Source organism: Methylobacterium nonmethylotrophicum (genome assembly GCF_004745635.1).
GTDB lineage: Bacteria > Pseudomonadota > Alphaproteobacteria > Rhizobiales > Beijerinckiaceae > Methylobacterium > Methylobacterium nonmethylotrophicum.
Map to the genome: position 1 here is coordinate 98238 of NZ_SRLB01000001.1, position 16908 is coordinate 115145.

General features: G+C 72.7%; 13 protein-coding genes. 7 read left to right on the top strand and 6 right to left on the bottom strand.

Annotation, left to right across the window (positions count from 1 at the left end):
• The first annotated feature begins 216 nt into the window (after window positions 1–216).
• The 5 genes from EU555_RS00445 to EU555_RS00465 all read left to right on the top strand — a co-directional run bounded on the left by EU555_RS00445 (window position 217) and on the right by EU555_RS00465 (window position 5163).
• Window positions 217–1740: an acetyl-CoA acetyltransferase gene (locus EU555_RS00445; RefSeq protein WP_135412488.1), complete on the top strand. Its 1524-nt coding sequence runs from the start codon at window positions 217–219 to the stop codon at window positions 1738–1740.
• On the top strand, window positions 1740–2513 hold the full coding sequence (locus EU555_RS00450; RefSeq protein WP_135412489.1) for an enoyl-CoA hydratase-related protein: 774 nt from the start codon (window positions 1740–1742) through the stop codon (window positions 2511–2513). The genes EU555_RS00445 and EU555_RS00450 overlap by 1 nt, the downstream gene beginning before the upstream one ends.
• A gap of 17 nt (window positions 2514–2530) precedes the next feature.
• Entirely contained in the window at window positions 2531–3445 is a 915-nt protein-coding gene (locus tag EU555_RS00455; RefSeq protein ID WP_135412490.1) for an SDR family oxidoreductase, read from the top strand.
• A 123-nt stretch (window positions 3446–3568) separates the two neighbouring features.
• On the top strand, window positions 3569–4735 hold the full coding sequence (locus EU555_RS00460) for a thiolase domain-containing protein (RefSeq protein ID WP_135412491.1): 1167 nt from the start codon (window positions 3569–3571) through the stop codon (window positions 4733–4735).
• A 5-nt stretch (window positions 4736–4740) separates the two neighbouring features.
• On the top strand, window positions 4741–5163 hold the full coding sequence (locus EU555_RS00465; RefSeq protein WP_135412492.1) for a Zn-ribbon domain-containing OB-fold protein: 423 nt from the start codon (window positions 4741–4743) through the stop codon (window positions 5161–5163).
• A 9-nt stretch (window positions 5164–5172) separates the two neighbouring features.
• Here the strand turns inward: EU555_RS00465 and EU555_RS00470 are convergent, their stop codons facing one another.
• From EU555_RS00470 to EU555_RS00480, 3 genes are all read right to left on the bottom strand, one after another.
• Entirely contained in the window at window positions 5173–6510 is a 1338-nt protein-coding gene (locus EU555_RS00470) for a globin-coupled sensor protein (RefSeq protein ID WP_135412493.1), read from the bottom strand.
• Window positions 6511–6609: 99 nt separating this feature from the next.
• Window positions 6610–7533: a LysR family transcriptional regulator gene (locus tag EU555_RS00475; RefSeq protein ID WP_245524069.1), complete on the bottom strand. Its 924-nt coding sequence runs from the start codon at window positions 7531–7533 to the stop codon at window positions 6610–6612.
• A 307-nt stretch (window positions 7534–7840) separates the two neighbouring features.
• Window positions 7841–9025, bottom strand: a complete 1185-nt coding sequence (locus EU555_RS00480) for a cupin domain-containing protein (protein WP_135412494.1) — start codon at window positions 9023–9025, stop codon at window positions 7841–7843.
• A gap of 177 nt (window positions 9026–9202) precedes the next feature.
• On the opposite strand from EU555_RS00480, the gene EU555_RS00485 reads away from it, so the two are divergent.
• A complete protein-coding gene (locus EU555_RS00485) occupies window positions 9203–9625 on the top strand; it encodes an EamA family transporter (protein WP_135412495.1) in 423 nt (140 codons plus the stop codon).
• Between the two features lie 25 nt (window positions 9626–9650).
• Here EU555_RS00485 and EU555_RS00490 read toward each other — a convergent pair whose 3' ends face one another.
• A complete protein-coding gene (locus EU555_RS00490; RefSeq protein WP_425375063.1) occupies window positions 9651–11933 on the bottom strand; it encodes a PAS domain S-box protein in 2283 nt (760 codons plus the stop codon).
• Window positions 11934–12074: 141 nt separating this feature from the next.
• Window positions 12075–12479, bottom strand: a complete 405-nt coding sequence (locus tag EU555_RS00495; protein ID WP_135412497.1) for a DUF1236 domain-containing protein — start codon at window positions 12477–12479, stop codon at window positions 12075–12077.
• A 353-nt stretch (window positions 12480–12832) separates the two neighbouring features.
• Between EU555_RS00495 and EU555_RS00500 the strand changes: the two genes are divergently transcribed.
• Window positions 12833–13912, top strand: a complete 1080-nt coding sequence (locus EU555_RS00500) for a replication initiator protein A (RefSeq protein ID WP_135412896.1) — start codon at window positions 12833–12835, stop codon at window positions 13910–13912.
• A 1184-nt stretch (window positions 13913–15096) separates the two neighbouring features.
• On the opposite strand, the gene hutU is transcribed toward EU555_RS00500, so the two are convergent.
• Entirely contained in the window at window positions 15097–16761 is a 1665-nt protein-coding gene (gene hutU / locus EU555_RS00505) for a urocanate hydratase (RefSeq protein ID WP_135412498.1), read from the bottom strand.
• Between the last annotated feature and the right edge of the window lie 147 nt (window positions 16762–16908).

Sequence of the window (16908 nt, forward strand, 5' to 3'; positions counted from 1 at the left end):
GCCACGCCTGAACCCTCCCCCCTCTGCGGGGGAGGGTGGCCCGGCCGTGAGGCCGGGCCGGGAGAGGGGACGCCGCTTCCGGAGATGTCTCGTGCTTCGTGAAGGGCGCCACCTGGAACAGCGTCGCGCTGCCCCTCTCCCGGCTCACTTCATTCGCCACCCTCCCCCGCAGAGGGGGGAGGGTCGGGCGCGCATCTCTCCGGCGACGGGTTCGCCATGACCGACCCCGCCCGCATCCCCGTCATCGTCGGCATCGGCGAGATCGCCGACCGGCCCGATGCGCCGGGCCGCGGCCCGGTCGGCCCCGAGCCCGCCGCCCTGATGGCCGAGGCCCTGGCCCGCGCCGAGGCGGATGCGGGCGGCGGCTGGCTGGCGCGGCTCTCCTCCCTCGACGTCGTCAACGCGGTGTCCTGGCCCTACGCCGACTTAGCCCTTCGCGTCGCCGAGATGATCGGCCACCGCCCGGCCCGCCTCGCCTACGGACCCGTGGGCGGCGAGACGCCGGTCCGCTTCCTGCACGAGGCGGCGCTGCGCATCGCCCGCGGCGAGGCCGCGGTGGCGGCCCTGTGCAGCGGCGAGGCGGAGCACAGCGCCGCGGCGGCGCGGCGCGCCGGATCGAGGCCGGAGCGCGACGCCGCTCCGCCCTGGACGGCGCCGGACCCCGCCTGGACCAACCCGCGGGTGCGCGACTACCTCCACCCCCAGGCCCTGCGCCACGGCCTGTCGCAGCCGGTCTTCGCCTACCCGCTCTACGAGACCGCCCTCCAGGCCGCCTGGGGCCAGACCCCGCGGCAGGGCCGCGACGAATCGGCGGCCTTGTGGGCCGCGATGTCCCGGGTCGCCGCCGAGAACCCGCATGGCTGGCTGCGCCGCCCCTTCGGCGCGGACGAGATCGCCACGCCCTCGCCCGCCAACCGGCCGATCGCCTGGCCCTATCCGAAGCTGATGGTGGCCAACCCCGTGGTGAACCAGGCCGCCGCCGTGATCGTGGCGAGCCTGGCGCTCGCCCGCGCCGCCGGCCTCCCCGAGCACCGCCTGATCCATATCGGGCCCGGCGCCGCCGCGAACGAGCCGCGGGACTGGCTCGCCCGCGACCGCTTCGACCATGCGCCGGCGCAGGACGCGGTGCTGGCCGCCACCCTGCGCCGGGCCGGCCTCGCGGCCTCGGACCTGGCGGCGGTCGAGCTCTACAGCTGCTTTCCCTGCGTGCCCAAGATGGCGCGGCGCAGCCTCGGCCTGCCGGAGGACGCCGTCCCGACGGTGGCGGGCGGGCTCACCTTCTTCGGCGCGCCGCTCAACGGCTATATGGCGCACGCCGCCTGCGCGATGGTCCGGCGGTTGCGCGAGGCCCCCGGCGCGGCCGGCCTGCTCTACGGCCAGGGCGAGTTCGTCACCAAGCACCACGCCCTGGTGCTCGGAAGCCGCCCGCTCGCGGCCCCGTCCGAGCCGATCTCGGTCCAGGACGAGGCCGATCGCCGCCGCGGGCCGGTGCCGCCGGTCATTGAGGATGCGACGGGCCGCGCCACGGTCGAGACCCACACCGTGCTGTTCGACCGCGAGGGAGCGCCCGAGAGGGGCGTCGTGGTGCTGCGCCAGGGCGAATCCCGCCTCCTCGCCCGGGTGCCCGCCACCGACCGCGCCACGCTCGGCGTGCTGACCGACCTCGATAGCTCGCCCGTCGGGCGCGAGGGCGCGTTGCGCAGAGCCCCCGACGGGCTCCTCGACTGGGAGGCGGCGTGATGGCGGAGCCCGTCCTCGTCGAGCGCGCCGGCGACCACGTCGCGGTGGTGACGCTCAACCGCCCGCAGGCCCGCAACGCCGTCGACTCAGGCCTCGCCCGCGCCCTGGCGACGGCGGTCGCCGCGACGGAGGCCGACGACGCGGTCCGGGCGGTGGTGCTCGCGGGCGCCGGCCCCGTCTTCTGCGCCGGGGCCGACCTGACGGTGATCGCGGCCGGCGGCGCCGACGACCTCTGGACGGACGAGGGCGGCTTCGCCGGCTTCGTGCACGCCGCGCGGACGAAGCCCTGGATCGCCGCGGTGGACGGGCCGGCGCTCGCCGGCGGCTGCGAGATCGCGCTCGCCTGCGACCTGATCGTCGCCGGGGAGGGGGCAGAGTTCGGCCTGCCGGAGGTGACCCGCGGCCTCGTCGCGGCGGCGGGCGGCCTCTACCGGCTGCCGCGGGCGATCCCCAAGGCGGTCGCCCTCGAGCTGATCCTGACCGGCGCGAGGCTGGAGGCCGCCCGCGCCCACGCGCTCGGCCTCGTCAACCGGCGGGTCGCCGCGGGAGCGGCCCGGGACGAGGCGGTGGCGCTGGCCACCGTCATCGCCGGCAACGCGCCGCTCGCCGTGCGCGAGAGCCTGGCGGTCGCGCGGATGGTGCCCGGTTCCGACGAGGCGGGCTTGCGCGCCGCGAGCGCCGCGGCCCGCGCCCGGGTCCAGGAGTCGGAGGATTACCGCGAGGGCCCGCGGGCCTTCGTGGAGAAGCGCCCGCCGCGCTGGACCGGGCGGTGAATCAGAGGAGGAACTCCATGGGCATGCTGGACGGCAAGGTCGCGCTCGTCACCGGGGCCGGCGGCGGCATCGGGCGGGAGATCGCGCTGGCCATGGCGCTCGCCGGCGCCAGGGTGGTGGTCAACGACGTCGGCGCGAGCCTGAGCGGCCTCGGAGAGACCTCGGCGACGCCCGGCGAGCAGACCCGCGCGATCATCGAGCAGCGCGGCGGGCAGGCGGTGGTCAGCACCGACACGGTGGCCGACTGGGACGCCGCGCAACGCATGGTCGCCACCGCCCTCGACGCGTTCGGCCGCCTCGACGTCGTGGTCAACAATGCCGGCATCCTGCGCGACCAGATCTTCCACAAGATGACCCCGGAGGAGTGGCTGTCGGTCATCAACGTCCACCTCAACGGCAGCTTCTTCGTCTCCCGCGCCGCCGCCGAGGTCTTTCGGCGCCAGGGCGCGGGATCCTACGTCCACATGACCTCGACCTCGGGCCTGATCGGCAATATCGGGCAGGCGAACTATTCGGCGGCCAAGCTCGGCATCGCCGCCCTGTCGAAGTCGATCGCCCTCGACATGGGCCGCTTCGGCGTGCGCTCGAACTGCATCGCGCCCTTCGCCTGGAGCCGGATGACGAGCTCGATCCCCGCCGAGACCCCGGAGCAGAAGGCCCGCGTCGCCAAGCTCCAGGCGATGGGGCCGGAGAAGAACGCGCCGCTCGCGGTCTTCCTCGCCTCCGACGCCGCGGCCCACGTCACCGGCCAGATCTTCGCGGCCCGCCACAACGAAGTGTTCGTGTTCAACCATCCCCGCCCGGTGCGCGGCGTGCACCGCTCCGAGGGCTGGACGCCGGAGACCATCGCCGAGCACGGCATGCCAGCGCTCTCCGGCCACCTCGCCCCCCTCGACCGCAGCCCCGACGTCTTCTCCTGGGACCCGGTGTGATCCGTCTTCCGGACGCATCGTCCGGAAGACGGATCACCAGCCCGCGCGGCGGAGCTTCGCTCCGCACGCTTGAGCGAAGCCGAAATTCGCATTGCGCAGCAATCCATCGGATTTCGAAAGACCATGACGATCAACGGACGCGCCTACATCGCCGGGGCCTACGAGCACCCGACCCGCAAGGCCCCGGACAAGACCGTGGCCCAGCTCCACGCCGAATCCGCCGCCGGGGCGCTCGCCGATGCGGGCCTGACCAAGGACGACGTCGACGGCTATTTCTGCGCCGGCGACGCGCCGGGCCTCGGGCCGCTGGCGATGGCCGACTACATGAACCTGCGGTTACGCCACCTCGACAGCACCGATATCGGCGGCGCCTCCTACATCGCCCACGTGGCCCACGCGGCGGAGGCGATCGCCATGGGCAAGTGCAGCGTCGCGCTGATCACGCTGGCGGGGCGCCCGCGCAGCGCCGGCCATTCCGGCACTGCGGCCCGGCCCGTCATCGCCGACGCGCCGGACAGCGCCTGGGAGACGCCGTTCGGCCCGACCACGGTCAACCTCTACGCGCTCTGCGCACGCCGGCACATGCACGAGTTCGGCACGACCTCCGAGCAGCTCGCCTGGATCAAGGTCGCGGCCTCGCACCACGCGCAGCACAATCCGAATGCCATGCTGCGCGACGTGGTGAGCGTCGCGGACGTCGTGGCCTCGCCGATAGTCGCCGATCCGCTGCACCGGCTCGATTGCTGCGTCGTCAGCGACGGCGGCGGGGCGCTGGTGGTGGTGCGGCCCGAGATCGCCCGGAGCCTCAAGCGCCCGCTGGTGCGGGTGATGGGGGCGGGCGAGGCACACAAGGGCCAGCTCGGCGGCGAGGTCGATCTCACCTACTCGGCGGCGCGCCATTCGGGGCCGGCGGCCTTCGCGGAAGCGGGCGTCACGCCCGCCGACATCAAGTACGCCTCGATCTACGACAGCTTCACCATCACGGTGCTGATGCAGCTCGAGGATCTGGGCTTCTGCGAGAAGGGGCAGGGCGGGCGCTTCGTCGCCGACGGCAACCTGATCGCGGGGAGCGGACGCCTGCCGTTCAACACCGACGGCGGCGGCCTGTGCAACAACCACCCGGCCAACCGGGGCGGCATCACCAAGGTGATCGAGGCGGTGCGCCAGCTCCGCGGCGAGGCCCATCCGGCTTTGCAGGTGAGGAACTGCGACCTCGCCGTCGCGACCGGCATCGGCGGCCTGTTGGGCAGCCGCCACGGCGCCGCGACCCTGGTGCTCGGGAGGGAATGAGACCGATGACCCGCATCACGTTGCGCGACGGCGACTGGCCCGACCCGCCGGCGAGCCCCGAGGCCGCGCCCTTCGTGGAAGCGGCCCGCGAGGGCCGGTTCCTGCTGCGCCGCTGCACGGCCTGCGGCAAGGCGCACTGGTACCCGCGCGCCTTGTGCCCGTTCTGCCTCGGCGAGACCGCCTGGGAGGAGGCCTCAGGGAACGGCACGATCTACAGCTTCACGGTGCTCACCCGCGAGGACCCCGTCCGCACGGTCGCCTACGTCACCCTGGCGGAGGGCCCGACGATGCTGACGAGCCTCGTCGAGTGCGACGCGCAGGCCCTGGCAATCGGCCAGCCGGTGCGCCTCGTCTTCGCGCGCTCGCGCAACGGGACGCCGGTGCCGTGCTTCCGGCCGGCCGATCCCAGCGCCTCGCCCAGGTCGTGACGGGCGGCATCACGCCGCCCGGACCTCCCCCAGGAAGGCCCCCACCGCCGCGCTCATCGTCTCGGCCTGCCGGCCGAGGTCGCGGGTGGTGTCGGTGACGCGGGTCGCGACCTCGGCGGTGCCGCCGGCATCCTCGCGCACGCGGTCGATCAGGCGGGCGACCTCGTCGGTGCCGGCGCTGACGTCGCGGGTGCTGCGGGCGATCTCGGCGGTCGCCGCGCTCTGCTCCTCGACCGCGGCGCTGATCATCGCGCTGCTCTCGCTGATCCGGCCGATCGTCTCGCGGATGCGCGCGATCGCCTCGACCGAGCCGCCCGCCGCCGCCCGCATGGCGTCGATCTGGCCGGAGATCGTCCCGGTGGCCCGGGCGGTCTGCTGGGCGAGCGCCTTCACCTCGGCCGCGACCACCGCGAAGCCGCGGCCGGCCGCGCCGGCGCGGGAGGCCTCGATGGTGGCGTTGAGCGCGAGCAGGTTGGTCTGGGCCGCGATGCCGGTGATCAGCGTCACCACCTCGCCGACCTGGGTCACCGCCTCCGCCAGGGACGTGACCCGCGCCGCCACCCCGTCGGACTGCGCCACCGCCTCCTCGGCCACCGCGTGGGAGCGGCCGATCTCGCCGGCGATCTCCGCGATCGCCGCGCGGAGCTGCTCGGCGGAGCGCGCCACCTGCTCGGTGCCGGCCGAGGCCTCGAGCACGGCCGCGGCCACCGCGGTGGCGGCCTCGCTCGAGCGCGCGGCGTTGCGCGACAGCGCGTCGACGGTGCCGTCGAGCGAGCGGGTCTGGTCGGTGACGGCGCCGATCACCGCGAGCACGCGGTCCTCGAAGGTCTGCGCCAGGGCCGCGGTGGTGCGGCGGCGGCTCGCCTGCTCGGCGGCCGCGTAGGTCTCGAGCAGCACCTCGAGGTCGAGCCAGGCCGCCCGCGTGAGGGCCCCCTGCAGGGCGGCCGCCTCGCGGCCCCCGCGCAGGCGGCGCGGCGCGCCGAGGCCAAGGGCCTCGGTGAGCCCGGCCGTCACCGTGGCGTGGCAGATCGCCACCGCGTAGCCCGGCACGCCGCGGGCGTAGAAGACCGAGGCGAGCCGCTCGGCCGAGGCCGTGAAGGCCGGGCCGAACTCGCCGCTCACGACCCGCACCCAGTGGGCGACCCGGGCCTCGTGCACCTCCGGATCGCGCAGGGTCTGCTGGATCTCCGGCCATTCCGCGAAGCGGGCGTTCCACGCGGCGAGCAGCTCCGGCAGGCGCTCGCGCGCGAACCCGGCGAGGCCGCGCAGGCGGCCGAGGTCGTCGTCCGTGAGGCCGAAGGTGGCGAAGCGCCGGCGCTGCTCGGCGGTGACGACGGTTTGATCCATGATTCAGTTGCACTCGTTTCCATTAACAACTGAAGCGGGCAGTCAATAATTTTCGGTTACCGCCGATCGATGCGGGGGCGGTTTGTTACGTGTTATATCTTAACGTCCGCCCGGGAGGCTGCGGACGCAGTCGGCGATCTGCCGGCGCAGCCAGGCGTGGCCGGGATGGCGCTCGACGCGCCGGGCCCAGACCAGGACCGAGCGCGTGACCGGCAGGTCGGGATCCGCCGGCAGGGGCGCGCAGGCGACCGGATGCACGGTCGCGAGGGTGCGGGCGATCCGCTCGCCCAGGACCGCCACCATGTCCGAGGCGGCGAGGATCGGAGCCGCCGACAGGAACGGGGCCGACATCGCGATGCGGCGCGGCGACAGGCCCCGCCGGCTCAGGATCGCGTCGATGAACCCGACATCGTCGCCCGTCGAGGACACGACGAGGTGGGGGAGCCCGGCAAGCCGCTCGTAGGTGAGGGGCGCGTCGAGGGCCGGGTGCCCGCGCCGGCCGACGACCGCGAACCCGTCCCGGACCAGCGTGGTGGTGCCGAACCGCTCGCCCTCGACCCGGCCGCTGCCGACGATGGCGAGGTCGACGTCGCCGCGGTCCAGGAGGTCGTCGACCCGCACGGTGCCGCTCGGGCTCATGTGGAGGTGCAGCGCCGGGGCGCGGCGGCCGATCCAGGCGGCGATCGGCGCGGCGAGCACCACCGCGGCGGTGTTGTTGACGACGAGGCGGAAGCTCGCGGTCGAGGAGGCCGGATCGAACTGGTCCTGGTGCAGCACGCCCTCGATCTCGGCGAGCGCCCGCCGCACCGGCTCGGCCAGGGTCAGCGCCCGGGGCGTCGGGCTCATGCCCTCCGGGCCGCGCACGAACAATTCGTCGCCGAGGGCCCGGCGCAGGCGCTGCAGCGCGTGGCTCACCGCCGACTGGCTCAGGCCCAGCCGCTCGCCGGCGCGCGTCACGTGGCGCTCGCGCATGATCGCGTCGAACACGATCAGGAGCTTGAAGTCGAACGCGTCCCAGTTCACGGCCTGGGGGTTTAGCCGAGGGGGGAGGCGGGGGATAGACGGGGTATGAGGCACGGCTAAACCCTCCCCCCAACGGAACTCGGGCTTGCCCGAGTTCCGCATCAGCGTGCCCAGGTCGGGCAAGCCCGACTTGGGACGGGAGAGGGGACGCCGCTTCCGGAGAGGTCGCGACCGTGATGACGAGCGCTCCCTGGATCAGCGTCGCGCCGCCCCTCTCCCGCCCCCCTCCGTGGGGCACCCTCCCCCCGGAGGGGGGAGGGGTCACATGCGGGTCGCGAGACGGCCCCGTGAGGAGGCGGCCAGCGCCTCACGCCTGCTTCAGCTTCGTGATCGTGTCGCTCGGCACACCAGCAAAATTGTTCGACAGGAGGTAGCGCGGGCTCGCCTTGATCCAGGTGTCGAGGTCGATCTCCTCGAACTTGCCGTTGTCCCAGGTCTGGACGATCTCGAGGTCCTCGTCGCCGATGTTCCTGATCGCGTGACCGAAGCCCATCGGGATGTAGGCGACGTCGCCGGGCTTGAACTCGGCGACCTTGCCGCGCCCGCCCGAGCCGAACAACGCCACCTGGCCCTTGCCCTTCAGGTAGTAGTGCCACTCGTTGGCGTTGACGTTCCAGTGCAGCTTGCGCATCTGCCCCGGCTTGATCGTCATCAGGCCGCCCGACATCGTCTTCTGGATCGGCCACTCGTCGACGGTGGCGAGCCGGAAGGTGCCGCCCTCGAACTCGCGCAAAGCCCGCGGGTCCTTGAGCAGGCGGAACTTGTGGGTCGATTCCTTCGGCCAGGGCGCGTCGAGGGCCTCGGAGGCGGGCACGACCGGGCCGGCCTGGATGTAGGTCTCGCCCTTCGGGAAGGCGTCGAGGGCCTCCTTCGTCAGGCCGAACTCCAGGGCCAGCATGTCCTTCGGGGTCACGTCGATCCAGTCGGTGATCGAGAACGTGCCGTGCTCCGAGAAGGCGCCGTTGTCGAAGGACAGGATGAAGTGGCAGGGCTTGTCGCCGATGGTCTGGATCGAGTGGCCGTGGCCCTTCGGGAAGTACCAGAGGTCGCCGGGCTCGTAGTTGTTGATCTCGCTGGCGCCGGAGGGATCGAGCACCACGGTCTGGCAGCGCCCGTCGATGACGTAGGCCCACTCGGCCGCGATGGCGTGCCAGTGCAGCTCGCGCGAGGCGCCGGGCTCGAGGAACATGTGCACGCCCGCGATCCCCTTGCTGATGGGGAACTGGTGCACCGTCGCCTCCTTGGCCCAGCCGCCGGAGGTCACCTTCGGCCGGTTGCCGTCGAGGGAGAAGCGGAAGTCGGGCATCGCCCCGACGTCGTTGGGATCGTGATAGGCGACCTTCGCGCCCGGCGGCAGCGAGACCGCCTGGCGCCCGAAGCCGCCATCGCCCGGGTTGCCGTGATCGTGCTCCAGCGCCTTCGCGCCCGTCGCCACCAGCCCGCTGGCGCCCAGCGCCGCCGTCCCCAGAAACAGCCGCCGCGTCTGATCCATGATGCGTCCCCCGTGAGATCGGCGCGCCGGCCTCGCCGGTCGTCGCCCGCCGGCCCCTGTCGGGCCGTCGCGCGGGACGCTGGGCCAGCCCGGTGCGCCAGTGAAACGCATTGTCGGCATCGGCTCATGGCGGTCATGCATGATGCCGCGCGGGCAGCGCGGGAGGATGGAGCGGGCATGTCCTGGCAGATCTGGGCGCTGGTCTCGGCGGTGTTCACGGCGCTCACGGCGGTGCTGGCCCGGGCCGGCAGCGCCGGGGCGGAATCCGACGCCGCCGCCTTCCTGCGCTCGGTGGTGATCCTCATGGCGCTCGGGGCGATCTGCCTCGCCACCGGTCAGTGGCACGCCCTGCGGTCCCTGACCGGGCGCAACCTCGGCTTGTTGAGCCTGTCGGGCCTCGCCACGGCCGGGTCCTGGGCCTGCTACTTCCGCGCCCTGAAGGTCGGCGGGGCGGCGCAGGTCGCGACCCTCAACAAGCTGTCGATCGTGCTGGTGGCCGTGTTCGGCGCGGCGCTGCTGGGCGAGCGCCTCTCGGGGATCAACTGGCTCGGCGTCGGCCTGGTGGCGGCGGGCGCCTACCTGCTCACCTATCGCGGCTGAGGCGGCGCGCCGGCCTCCCTCCCGCTCACCCCCCGGTCCGCAGCTCCGCCAGCGGCGCCGTCAGGGTGCAGATGACCCCCTCGGGCGGGTAGTGCGTCGCGACCTCGCCGCCGACGCTGCCGGCGAGCCCCCGCTCGATCAGGCGCGACCCGAACCCCCTGCGGGCAGGCGGCACCACCCGGGGGCCGCCATGCTCCTGCCAGCGCAAGGCCAGGACCGGGTCGGCCGGGTCGGTGACGGTCCAGCCGAGGGTGACGTAGCCGTCGGGAACCCGCAGGGCCCCGTACTTGACCGCGTTGGTGGCGAGCTCGTGCGCCATCAGGGCCAGCGACAGGGCCGCCCGCGCCCCGCAGGGCACCGGCGGGCCGCCGAGGCGGAAGCGCCCGGGCCGGCCGTCGTCGTGGATCGAAAGCGCGCCGGCGAGCACCGCCCGCAGGTCGGCGCTCTCGCCCTCGCCGGTCATCAGGATGTCGTGGGCCTTGCCGAGCGCGATCAGCCGGGCGGCCAGCGCCTCGCGGGCCTCGGCCGGATCGGTGGCGTTGCGCAGGGTCTGCATGGCGATCGCCTGCACGATCGCCAGGGTGTTCTTGAGCCGGTGGCTCAGCTCGCGGTTCAGGATCTCCTGCTGGGCTTCCGCCGCCTTGCGGGCCGAGATGTCGTGGCTCACCGCCGCGAAGCCCTCGAAGGCGCCGCCGGGCCCGCGCAGGGAGAAGAGGTTGTAGCGCACCGGCACCGCCGCGCCCGTGGCGAAGTGGCGGACCCGGAACTCGCCGCTCCAGCTGCCCCCGGCCCGGACCTCCGGCAGGATCGTGCCTTCCGCGAAGGGCAGGTCCTCGGGGGTGAAGAAGTCGGTCAGGCGGGCGGCCTGGGCGGCCCCCCCGGCCAGGCCGACGAGGGCCCGGCCGGCCGGGTTGACGTAGACGACCCGTCCCTCGGCATCCGCAATGGCGATGAGGTCGCTCGACTGCTCGGCGACGAGGGCGAGGCGGCGCAGCTGGGCCTCGGCCCGGCGCTGCTCGGTCACGTCGAGGAAGACCGTGACGGCGGCCTGGATCGCGCCGTCCTCGCCGCGCACCGGCGCGCTCGAGACCTCGAGCAGGCGCACCTCCCCGGTCGCGGCGTTGCGGTAGCGCATCCCCTCGCCGGTCACCACCGCGCCGTCGCGCAGGGCGCGCAGGGACGGGTATTCGTGCGGGTCGTAGGAGCGTCCGTCCGCGTGCAGCGCGCTGAAGGCCTCGTAGCGCGACAGCCCGCGCCCGCCGAGGCCGTGGCCCAGGATCTCCTCGGCCCGGGCGTTGACGAGGTTCGGCGCGCCGGGTCCGATTCCGGCGACCGAGATGCCGACCGGCGCCTGCCGGAAGACCGCCTCGAGCAGGCCGCGCTCGAGCTCGAGCTGGCGCTCGGAGTCGCGCCGGGCGGCCTCGGCACGATCGCGCTCGGTGAGGTCGAGCAGGGCGCCGATCATCCGCACCGCCCGGCCGGCCTCGTCGCGGATCACCGAGCCGCGGTCGAAGACGTGGGCGTAGGAGCCGTCCGCCCGCAGGAAGCGGTACTCGTCGCTCCAGGCGGTGCCGGTCCCGTCGATGACGGCGTGGATCGAGGCGTCGATCCGGGCCCGGTCGTCGGGATGGATGTGGGCGAGCCACCACGCCCCGGTCGGCTCCACCGTCGCGGGGGCGTGGCCGTAGGCGGTCGCGAGCGCCTCGTTCCACAGCACGTGGTCGGCGCAGAGGTCCCAGTCCCAGATCGCGTCGTTGGTGGCCCGGGCCGCCCGTCGGTAGCGCTCCTCGGTGGCCCGCGCGTCCCTGAGCGCCGCCTCGCGCTCGGCCACGGCCCGGCGCAGCTCGAGCTGGCTCACCACCTGGCGCGCCAGCGCCCGCAGGTCGTCGGCCTCGGCGGCGCCCAGGCCCTCGGGGCGCGACACGTAATCGATGACGCAGAGCGTGCCGAGCACCTGCCCCCCGGGCGTGCGCAAAGGCGCACCGGCATAGAACCGGATGCCGGGCGAGGCGGTGACCAGGGGGTTGGCGGCGGTGCGGGGGTCCTGCGTCAGGTCCGGGATGACCAGGAGCGAGTCCGGCTGCGCCAGGGCGTGGGCGCAGACCGAGCGGCTGAGATCCGTCTCTGGGGCGGGGAAGCCCGTGCGGGCCTTGAACCATTGCCGCGTCGCGGTGACGAGGCTCACCAGCGCCACCGGGGTGTCGCACAGGCGGCCGGCCAGCCGCACGACGTCGTCGAAGGCCCGCTCCGGCAGGGTGTCGAGGATGCCGTAGGCCTCGAGCGCGCCGAGGCGGTCGGGGTCGCACACGGCAATCGGCGGATCGGGGCGACGTGACATTCCGGGCGGGAGACGTGGTCCTGCCCGGCTCATAGCCTGCCCGCGGATGATCGTCACCTTCGATCGCGGGCGAGCCTCTGGCCGTCGAGGCAGCCCCGCGGGGCAGCCGCGTCAGTCGATCACCTCGACGACGCGGCGGGTGCCGGGCTCGACGAGAACCGGGTGGTCGTTGACGATGGTGTAGTTGTAGCCCTTGAGCGCGAATTCCGGCGGCACGTCGTAATAGACGACGCCACCGGGCGGCAGCACCGTGCCGACGCGCAACGGTCCCTCGTGCCGGAAGGACGGCCGGCGCTCGCCGGCGGCGTAGATGCGGAACCGCTCGCGCCGGTCGATGCCCAGGATGCCGTTGGCGGTGCCGACCGCCGCCCCGATGGCGCCGCCCACCACCGCCCCCACCGGCCCGGCGATCGCCTCGCCCCGCGCCGCGCCGTCCGCCGCACCCCGGGCGGGGCCCTGGGCCTGGGCGGTGGTGAGGCCGGCGGCAAGGAGGAGGGTGCTGGTGGCGAGGCGCATGGGGTGTCTCGTCGAGCTGAGCTTGGCCGTGGCAGGAGAACGGCGGGAGGCTGCGGCCGGTTCCGGTGCGGTCGGCGGCGGCTTCGGACCGGCGGGCGAGCCGCGCCTCCCGTCCGATGGGCCGGCGCGGCGAACCGGAATCGGCGTTAACCGCGATTGAAGAGCATCGGGGACGACCGGCAAAAACCCCGTTCCGTCCACGATTTGGAAGACAGGCCCCGCCTAGCGTCAGCGTCGGACACGCGGATTCGAGACGGCATGGCGGCACAGGATGGCACGGCGCGAGGCGGGACGGCGCTCCCGGCGGAGATCCGGTCTGCGGCCGTGCCCCTGGGCGTGACACGGGCGTGACGATGAGCCACCGGCGCAACGACCAGATCGACATGGTGGTGCCCTTCGTCCACTTCCGCGACCAGCGGGAGACGATGGAGCGGCCGTTCTTCTCGATCGCCAAGCAGAAGCGACTGAAGGAGATCGACTATACGAGCCCCGACGGCTCGGTCTGGGTGCGCGTGCTGCCGAACCAGGCCTACGGCATGGCGACGATCTGGGACGCCGACATCCTGATCTGGGCCGCCTCGACGATCTGCGAGATGAAGAAGCGCGGCCGCAACGACATCCCGCGCAAGCTCCACTTCATGCCCTACGACCTGCTGAAAGGGATCGGCCGCGAGACCGGCGGTCGGCAGTACAAGCTGCTGCGCGATGCGCTGTTTCGCCTGCAATCGACCTCGGTGCGCACCAACATCCGGGCCGAGAAGGCCAAGCGCAAGGAGCGGCAGTTCAGCTGGATCGACGCGTTCGACGACACGATCGACGAGGAGACCAATGCCAGCCGCGGCATGTCGATCACGCTGTCGGACTGGTTCTACGAGGGCGTGCTGATGGATGGCGGCGTGCTCGCCATCGATCCCACCTATTTCGGGATCACCGGCGGGCGCGAGCGCTGGCTCTACCGCATCGCCCGCAAGCATGCCGGCGGGGCGGGGGAGGGGGGCTTCGCCATCAGCCTGCCGACCCTGTTCGACAAGTCGGGGGCGGAGGGGACCTACCGTCGGTTCAAGTTCGAGATCGCCAAGATCGCCAAGGCCGACGAGCTGCCGGGCTTCGTGCTGCGGCTCGAGGAGAAGGAGCGCGGCGAGCCGCACCTGCGGATGATCCGGCGCGACCTCGTCACCGACGCGATCGTCGTCGGCCCGGCCGCGAAGCCGAAGCGCGCCCGCAAGCCGAAAGCGGCCGCGGCGCTCCCCCTCTTCCGCCACCTGTCGGACGAGACGATCGCGCTCTGCCGCAAGGCCCATCCGGGCTGGGACGTCTACGGCCTCAAGACCGAGTTCGACCGCTGGCTCGAGGACGATCCGGACCGGGAGCCTAAGAACTACGAGAGCGCCTTCCTGGGCTTCGCCGAACGGTTCGTGCGCGACGCCCGCTGATCCACAGGCCGGCCCGTTCCCGATGTACGGGGGGACGGACGCGCGAGCCGGGCGACGCCGAAGGACGATCCCCGGAATCCCTGTGAATGAGTCCGGCGACGTCGGCACTTCGGGAACGCCCCCGGATGATCTCGGCACTTCGGGAACGGGGACCGTGCGATCGGGAACGCCGGCCCGGTACTTCGGGGACGGGCCGCGCGGCACAACGGGGACGAATCCTCGGCACAACGGGAACGGCCGACCGGCATTAAGCATTTGGGCGAGTTCCCGGAATCGTCGCCGCCCGAGCGCCTAAATCGATAAAGATTCCTGTAACACTCTAAGCGGTGCATTCCGGGGAAAAGCCGGACGGCGAGGCTGAGGCTGAGTCGGTCCCCGCAATCGCGAGTCGAGGCCGGATCCACACGGCACCCACAGGAGTCCACGGCACGCGCCGGAACGAATCAGCGGGTCACTGCATCTGTCCAACCGGCAGGCGCGAGCTGGACTCGACTCCAGAAAGCTTTCCTGTGGGACTCTCCGTGGTGGAGGATCGGGATCTCGACTCGTCAAACCTCGCATCGTAGGAGCGGATTCAGGGCGGCGGTGGAACCGGACGGCGATGCGCGATGGCGGGACGGGCAGGGTTCGCGCCATGGCGAACCGTTCGTGAAGTACGCCCGGGTGGTGGGACGTGGGCGTGATGCGCGATCGGGGACGGCGCCGAGGCGGCGAAGGGTGGCTCGGTCGTCTCGATGGCAGGCACGACGACCGGCTGAGCGGTATCGCCGGGGAGACGGAAGCGGCGCGGCTGCGGGAGCACGTACATCGGGGACAGCGGGGATCGTGAGCGACCAGTACGCCGGTCATGCACGGTGTCCCCGCAATCCCGCACCCTGCGGGATTGAACGAGGTGGGCGCGAGAGGGGCGTTCCGGAGACGGGAGGCGACCAGGCGGGGAAGCATCGGTCTCGCCTCCCGCGACGCCTGCAGCCGTGACCGATGCGGGCAGACGCAGAGTTCCCGAAATACGCCGGCTGCCACTTGGGCGTCTTGGAGACTGAATTGACGAGTGGCGTGCGTCAAGGGGCGATCGTATCGACATCTCTCCACGTCATCCCGGGGCTCGGCGCAGCCGAGAACCCGGGATGACCAAGAGGACGTCAGGTCCGTCGAGCAAAACCGTCAAGGCCGTCGAACAGCCCTCAACCGAGGCTCGGCAGGTCGAGCCCGTGCGCCCGGGCACAGTCCACCGCCTGCTCGTAGCCGGCATCGGCGTGGCGCATCACGCCGGTGGCGGGATCGTTCCACAGCACCCGCTCAAGGCGCCGGTCGGCGGCCTCGCTGCCGTCGCAGACGATCACCATGCCGGCATGCTGCGAGAAGCCGATCCCGACCCCGCCGCCGTGGTGGAGGGAGACCCAGGTCGCGCCCGACGCGGTGTTGAGGAGCGCGTTCAGGAGCGGCCAGTCCGAGACCGCGTCGGAGCCGTCGCGCATCGCCTCCGTCTCGCGGTTCGGCGAGGCGACCGAGCCGGAATCGAGGTGGTCGCGGCCGATGACGATCGGCGCCTTCAGCTCGCCCGTGCGCACCATCTCGTTGAAGGCGAGACCGAGGCGGTGGCGGTCGCCGAGGCCCACCCAGCAGATCCGCGCCGGCAGGCCCTGGAACCGGATCTTCTCCTTCGCCATGTCGAGCCAGCGGTGGAGGTGGTGGTTGTCGGGCAGAAGCTCCTTCACCTTGGCGTCGGTGCGGTAGATGTCCTCCGGATCGCCCGAGAGGGCGCACCAGCGGAACGGCCCGATGCCGCGGCAGAAGAGCGGGCGGATATAGGCGGGCACGAAGCCCGGGAACGCGAAGGCGTCCTCGACGCCCTCCTCCAGCGCCATCTGGCGGATGTTGTTGCCGTAATCGACCACCGGCACGCCGGCGCGGTGGAAATCGAGCATCGCCCGCACATGCACCGCCATCGAGCGCTTCGCCGCCGCCGCCACCGCGGCCGGATCGGTCTCGCGCCTCGCTTCCCACTCGGCGACCGTCCAGCCCGCCGGCAGGTAGCCGTTGACCGGATCGTGGGCCGAGGTCTGGTCGGTGACGCAGTCGGGGCGCACGCCGCGAGCGTAGAGCTCCGAGAAGATCTCGGCGGCGTTGCCGAGCAGCGCGACCGAGCGCGGGGTCTTGCTCCGGCAGGATTCCTCGATCAGCGCCAGGGCGTGGTCGAGGTCGCGGGCCTGGACGTCGACGTAACCCGTGCGCAACCGGAACTCGATCCGGGAGGCCTGCGCCTCGACGGCGAGGCAGGAGGCGCCCGCCATGGTGGCGGCGAGCGTCTGCGCACCGCCCATGCCCCCCAGTCCCGCGGTGAGGATCCAGCGGCCGGCGAGGTCGCCGCCGTAATGCTGGCGGCCCATCTCCACGAAGGTCTCGTAGGTGCCCTGCACGATGCCCTGGCTGCCGATATAGATCCAGGAGCCGGCCGTCATCTGGCCGTACATCATCAGGCCCTTGCGATCGAGCTCGTGGAAATGCTCCCAGGTCGCCCAGTGCGGCACCAGGTTCGAGTTGGCGATCAGCACCCGCGGGGCGTCGGCATGGGTGCGGAAGACCCCGACCGGCTTGCCGGACTGGACCAGCAGGGTCTGGTCCTCGTCGAGGTCCTTGAGCGCGGCGACGATGCGGTCGAAGCTCGCCCAGTCCCGCGCCGCCCGGCCGATGCCGCCATAGACCACGAGCTCGCCCGGCCGCTCGGCAACGTCGGGGTCGAGATTGTTCATCAGCATCCTGAGCGGCGCCTCGGTGAGCCAGCTCTTGGCGGTGAGGGTGGGGCCGTGGGGGGCGCGGATGATGCGGGCGTTGTCGATGCGGGTCATGGAGGGGGCTCCGGCGGAAGGGAGAATTCAGGAGAGATTCGGCTCGATGGCCTGCGAGATTGGACTGGCAGAACTGACCCCCGCGCAGTCAGTCCGGGGCCGCGCAGCGGAGCCCGAAATGAATCGGTGGGTGTCAGTTCTGTTTCT

What these genes read in the sequence shown, in the direction of transcription:
- hutU (WP_135412498.1), bottom strand. Translation starts at nt 16,761, where the DNA reads ATGACCCGCATCGACAACGCCCGCATCATCCGCGCCCCCCACGGCCCC.
- EU555_RS00445 (WP_135412488.1), top strand. Translation starts at nt 217, where the DNA reads ATGACCGACCCCGCCCGCATCCCCGTCATCGTCGGCATCGGCGAGATC.
- EU555_RS00470 (WP_135412493.1), bottom strand. Translation starts at nt 6,510, where the DNA reads ATGGATCAAACCGTCGTCACCGCCGAGCAGCGCCGGCGCTTCGCCACC.
- EU555_RS00485 (WP_135412495.1), top strand. Translation starts at nt 9,203, where the DNA reads ATGTCCTGGCAGATCTGGGCGCTGGTCTCGGCGGTGTTCACGGCGCTC.
- EU555_RS00500 (WP_135412896.1), top strand. Translation starts at nt 12,833, where the DNA reads ATGAGCCACCGGCGCAACGACCAGATCGACATGGTGGTGCCCTTCGTC.
- EU555_RS00465 (WP_135412492.1), top strand. Translation starts at nt 4,741, where the DNA reads ATGACCCGCATCACGTTGCGCGACGGCGACTGGCCCGACCCGCCGGCG.
- EU555_RS00450 (WP_135412489.1), top strand. Translation starts at nt 1,740, where the DNA reads ATGGCGGAGCCCGTCCTCGTCGAGCGCGCCGGCGACCACGTCGCGGTG.
- EU555_RS00460 (WP_135412491.1), top strand. Translation starts at nt 3,569, where the DNA reads ATGACGATCAACGGACGCGCCTACATCGCCGGGGCCTACGAGCACCCG.
- EU555_RS00480 (WP_135412494.1), bottom strand. Translation starts at nt 9,025, where the DNA reads ATGGATCAGACGCGGCGGCTGTTTCTGGGGACGGCGGCGCTGGGCGCC.
- EU555_RS00495 (WP_135412497.1), bottom strand. Translation starts at nt 12,479, where the DNA reads ATGCGCCTCGCCACCAGCACCCTCCTCCTTGCCGCCGGCCTCACCACC.
- EU555_RS00455 (WP_135412490.1), top strand. Translation starts at nt 2,531, where the DNA reads ATGGGCATGCTGGACGGCAAGGTCGCGCTCGTCACCGGGGCCGGCGGC.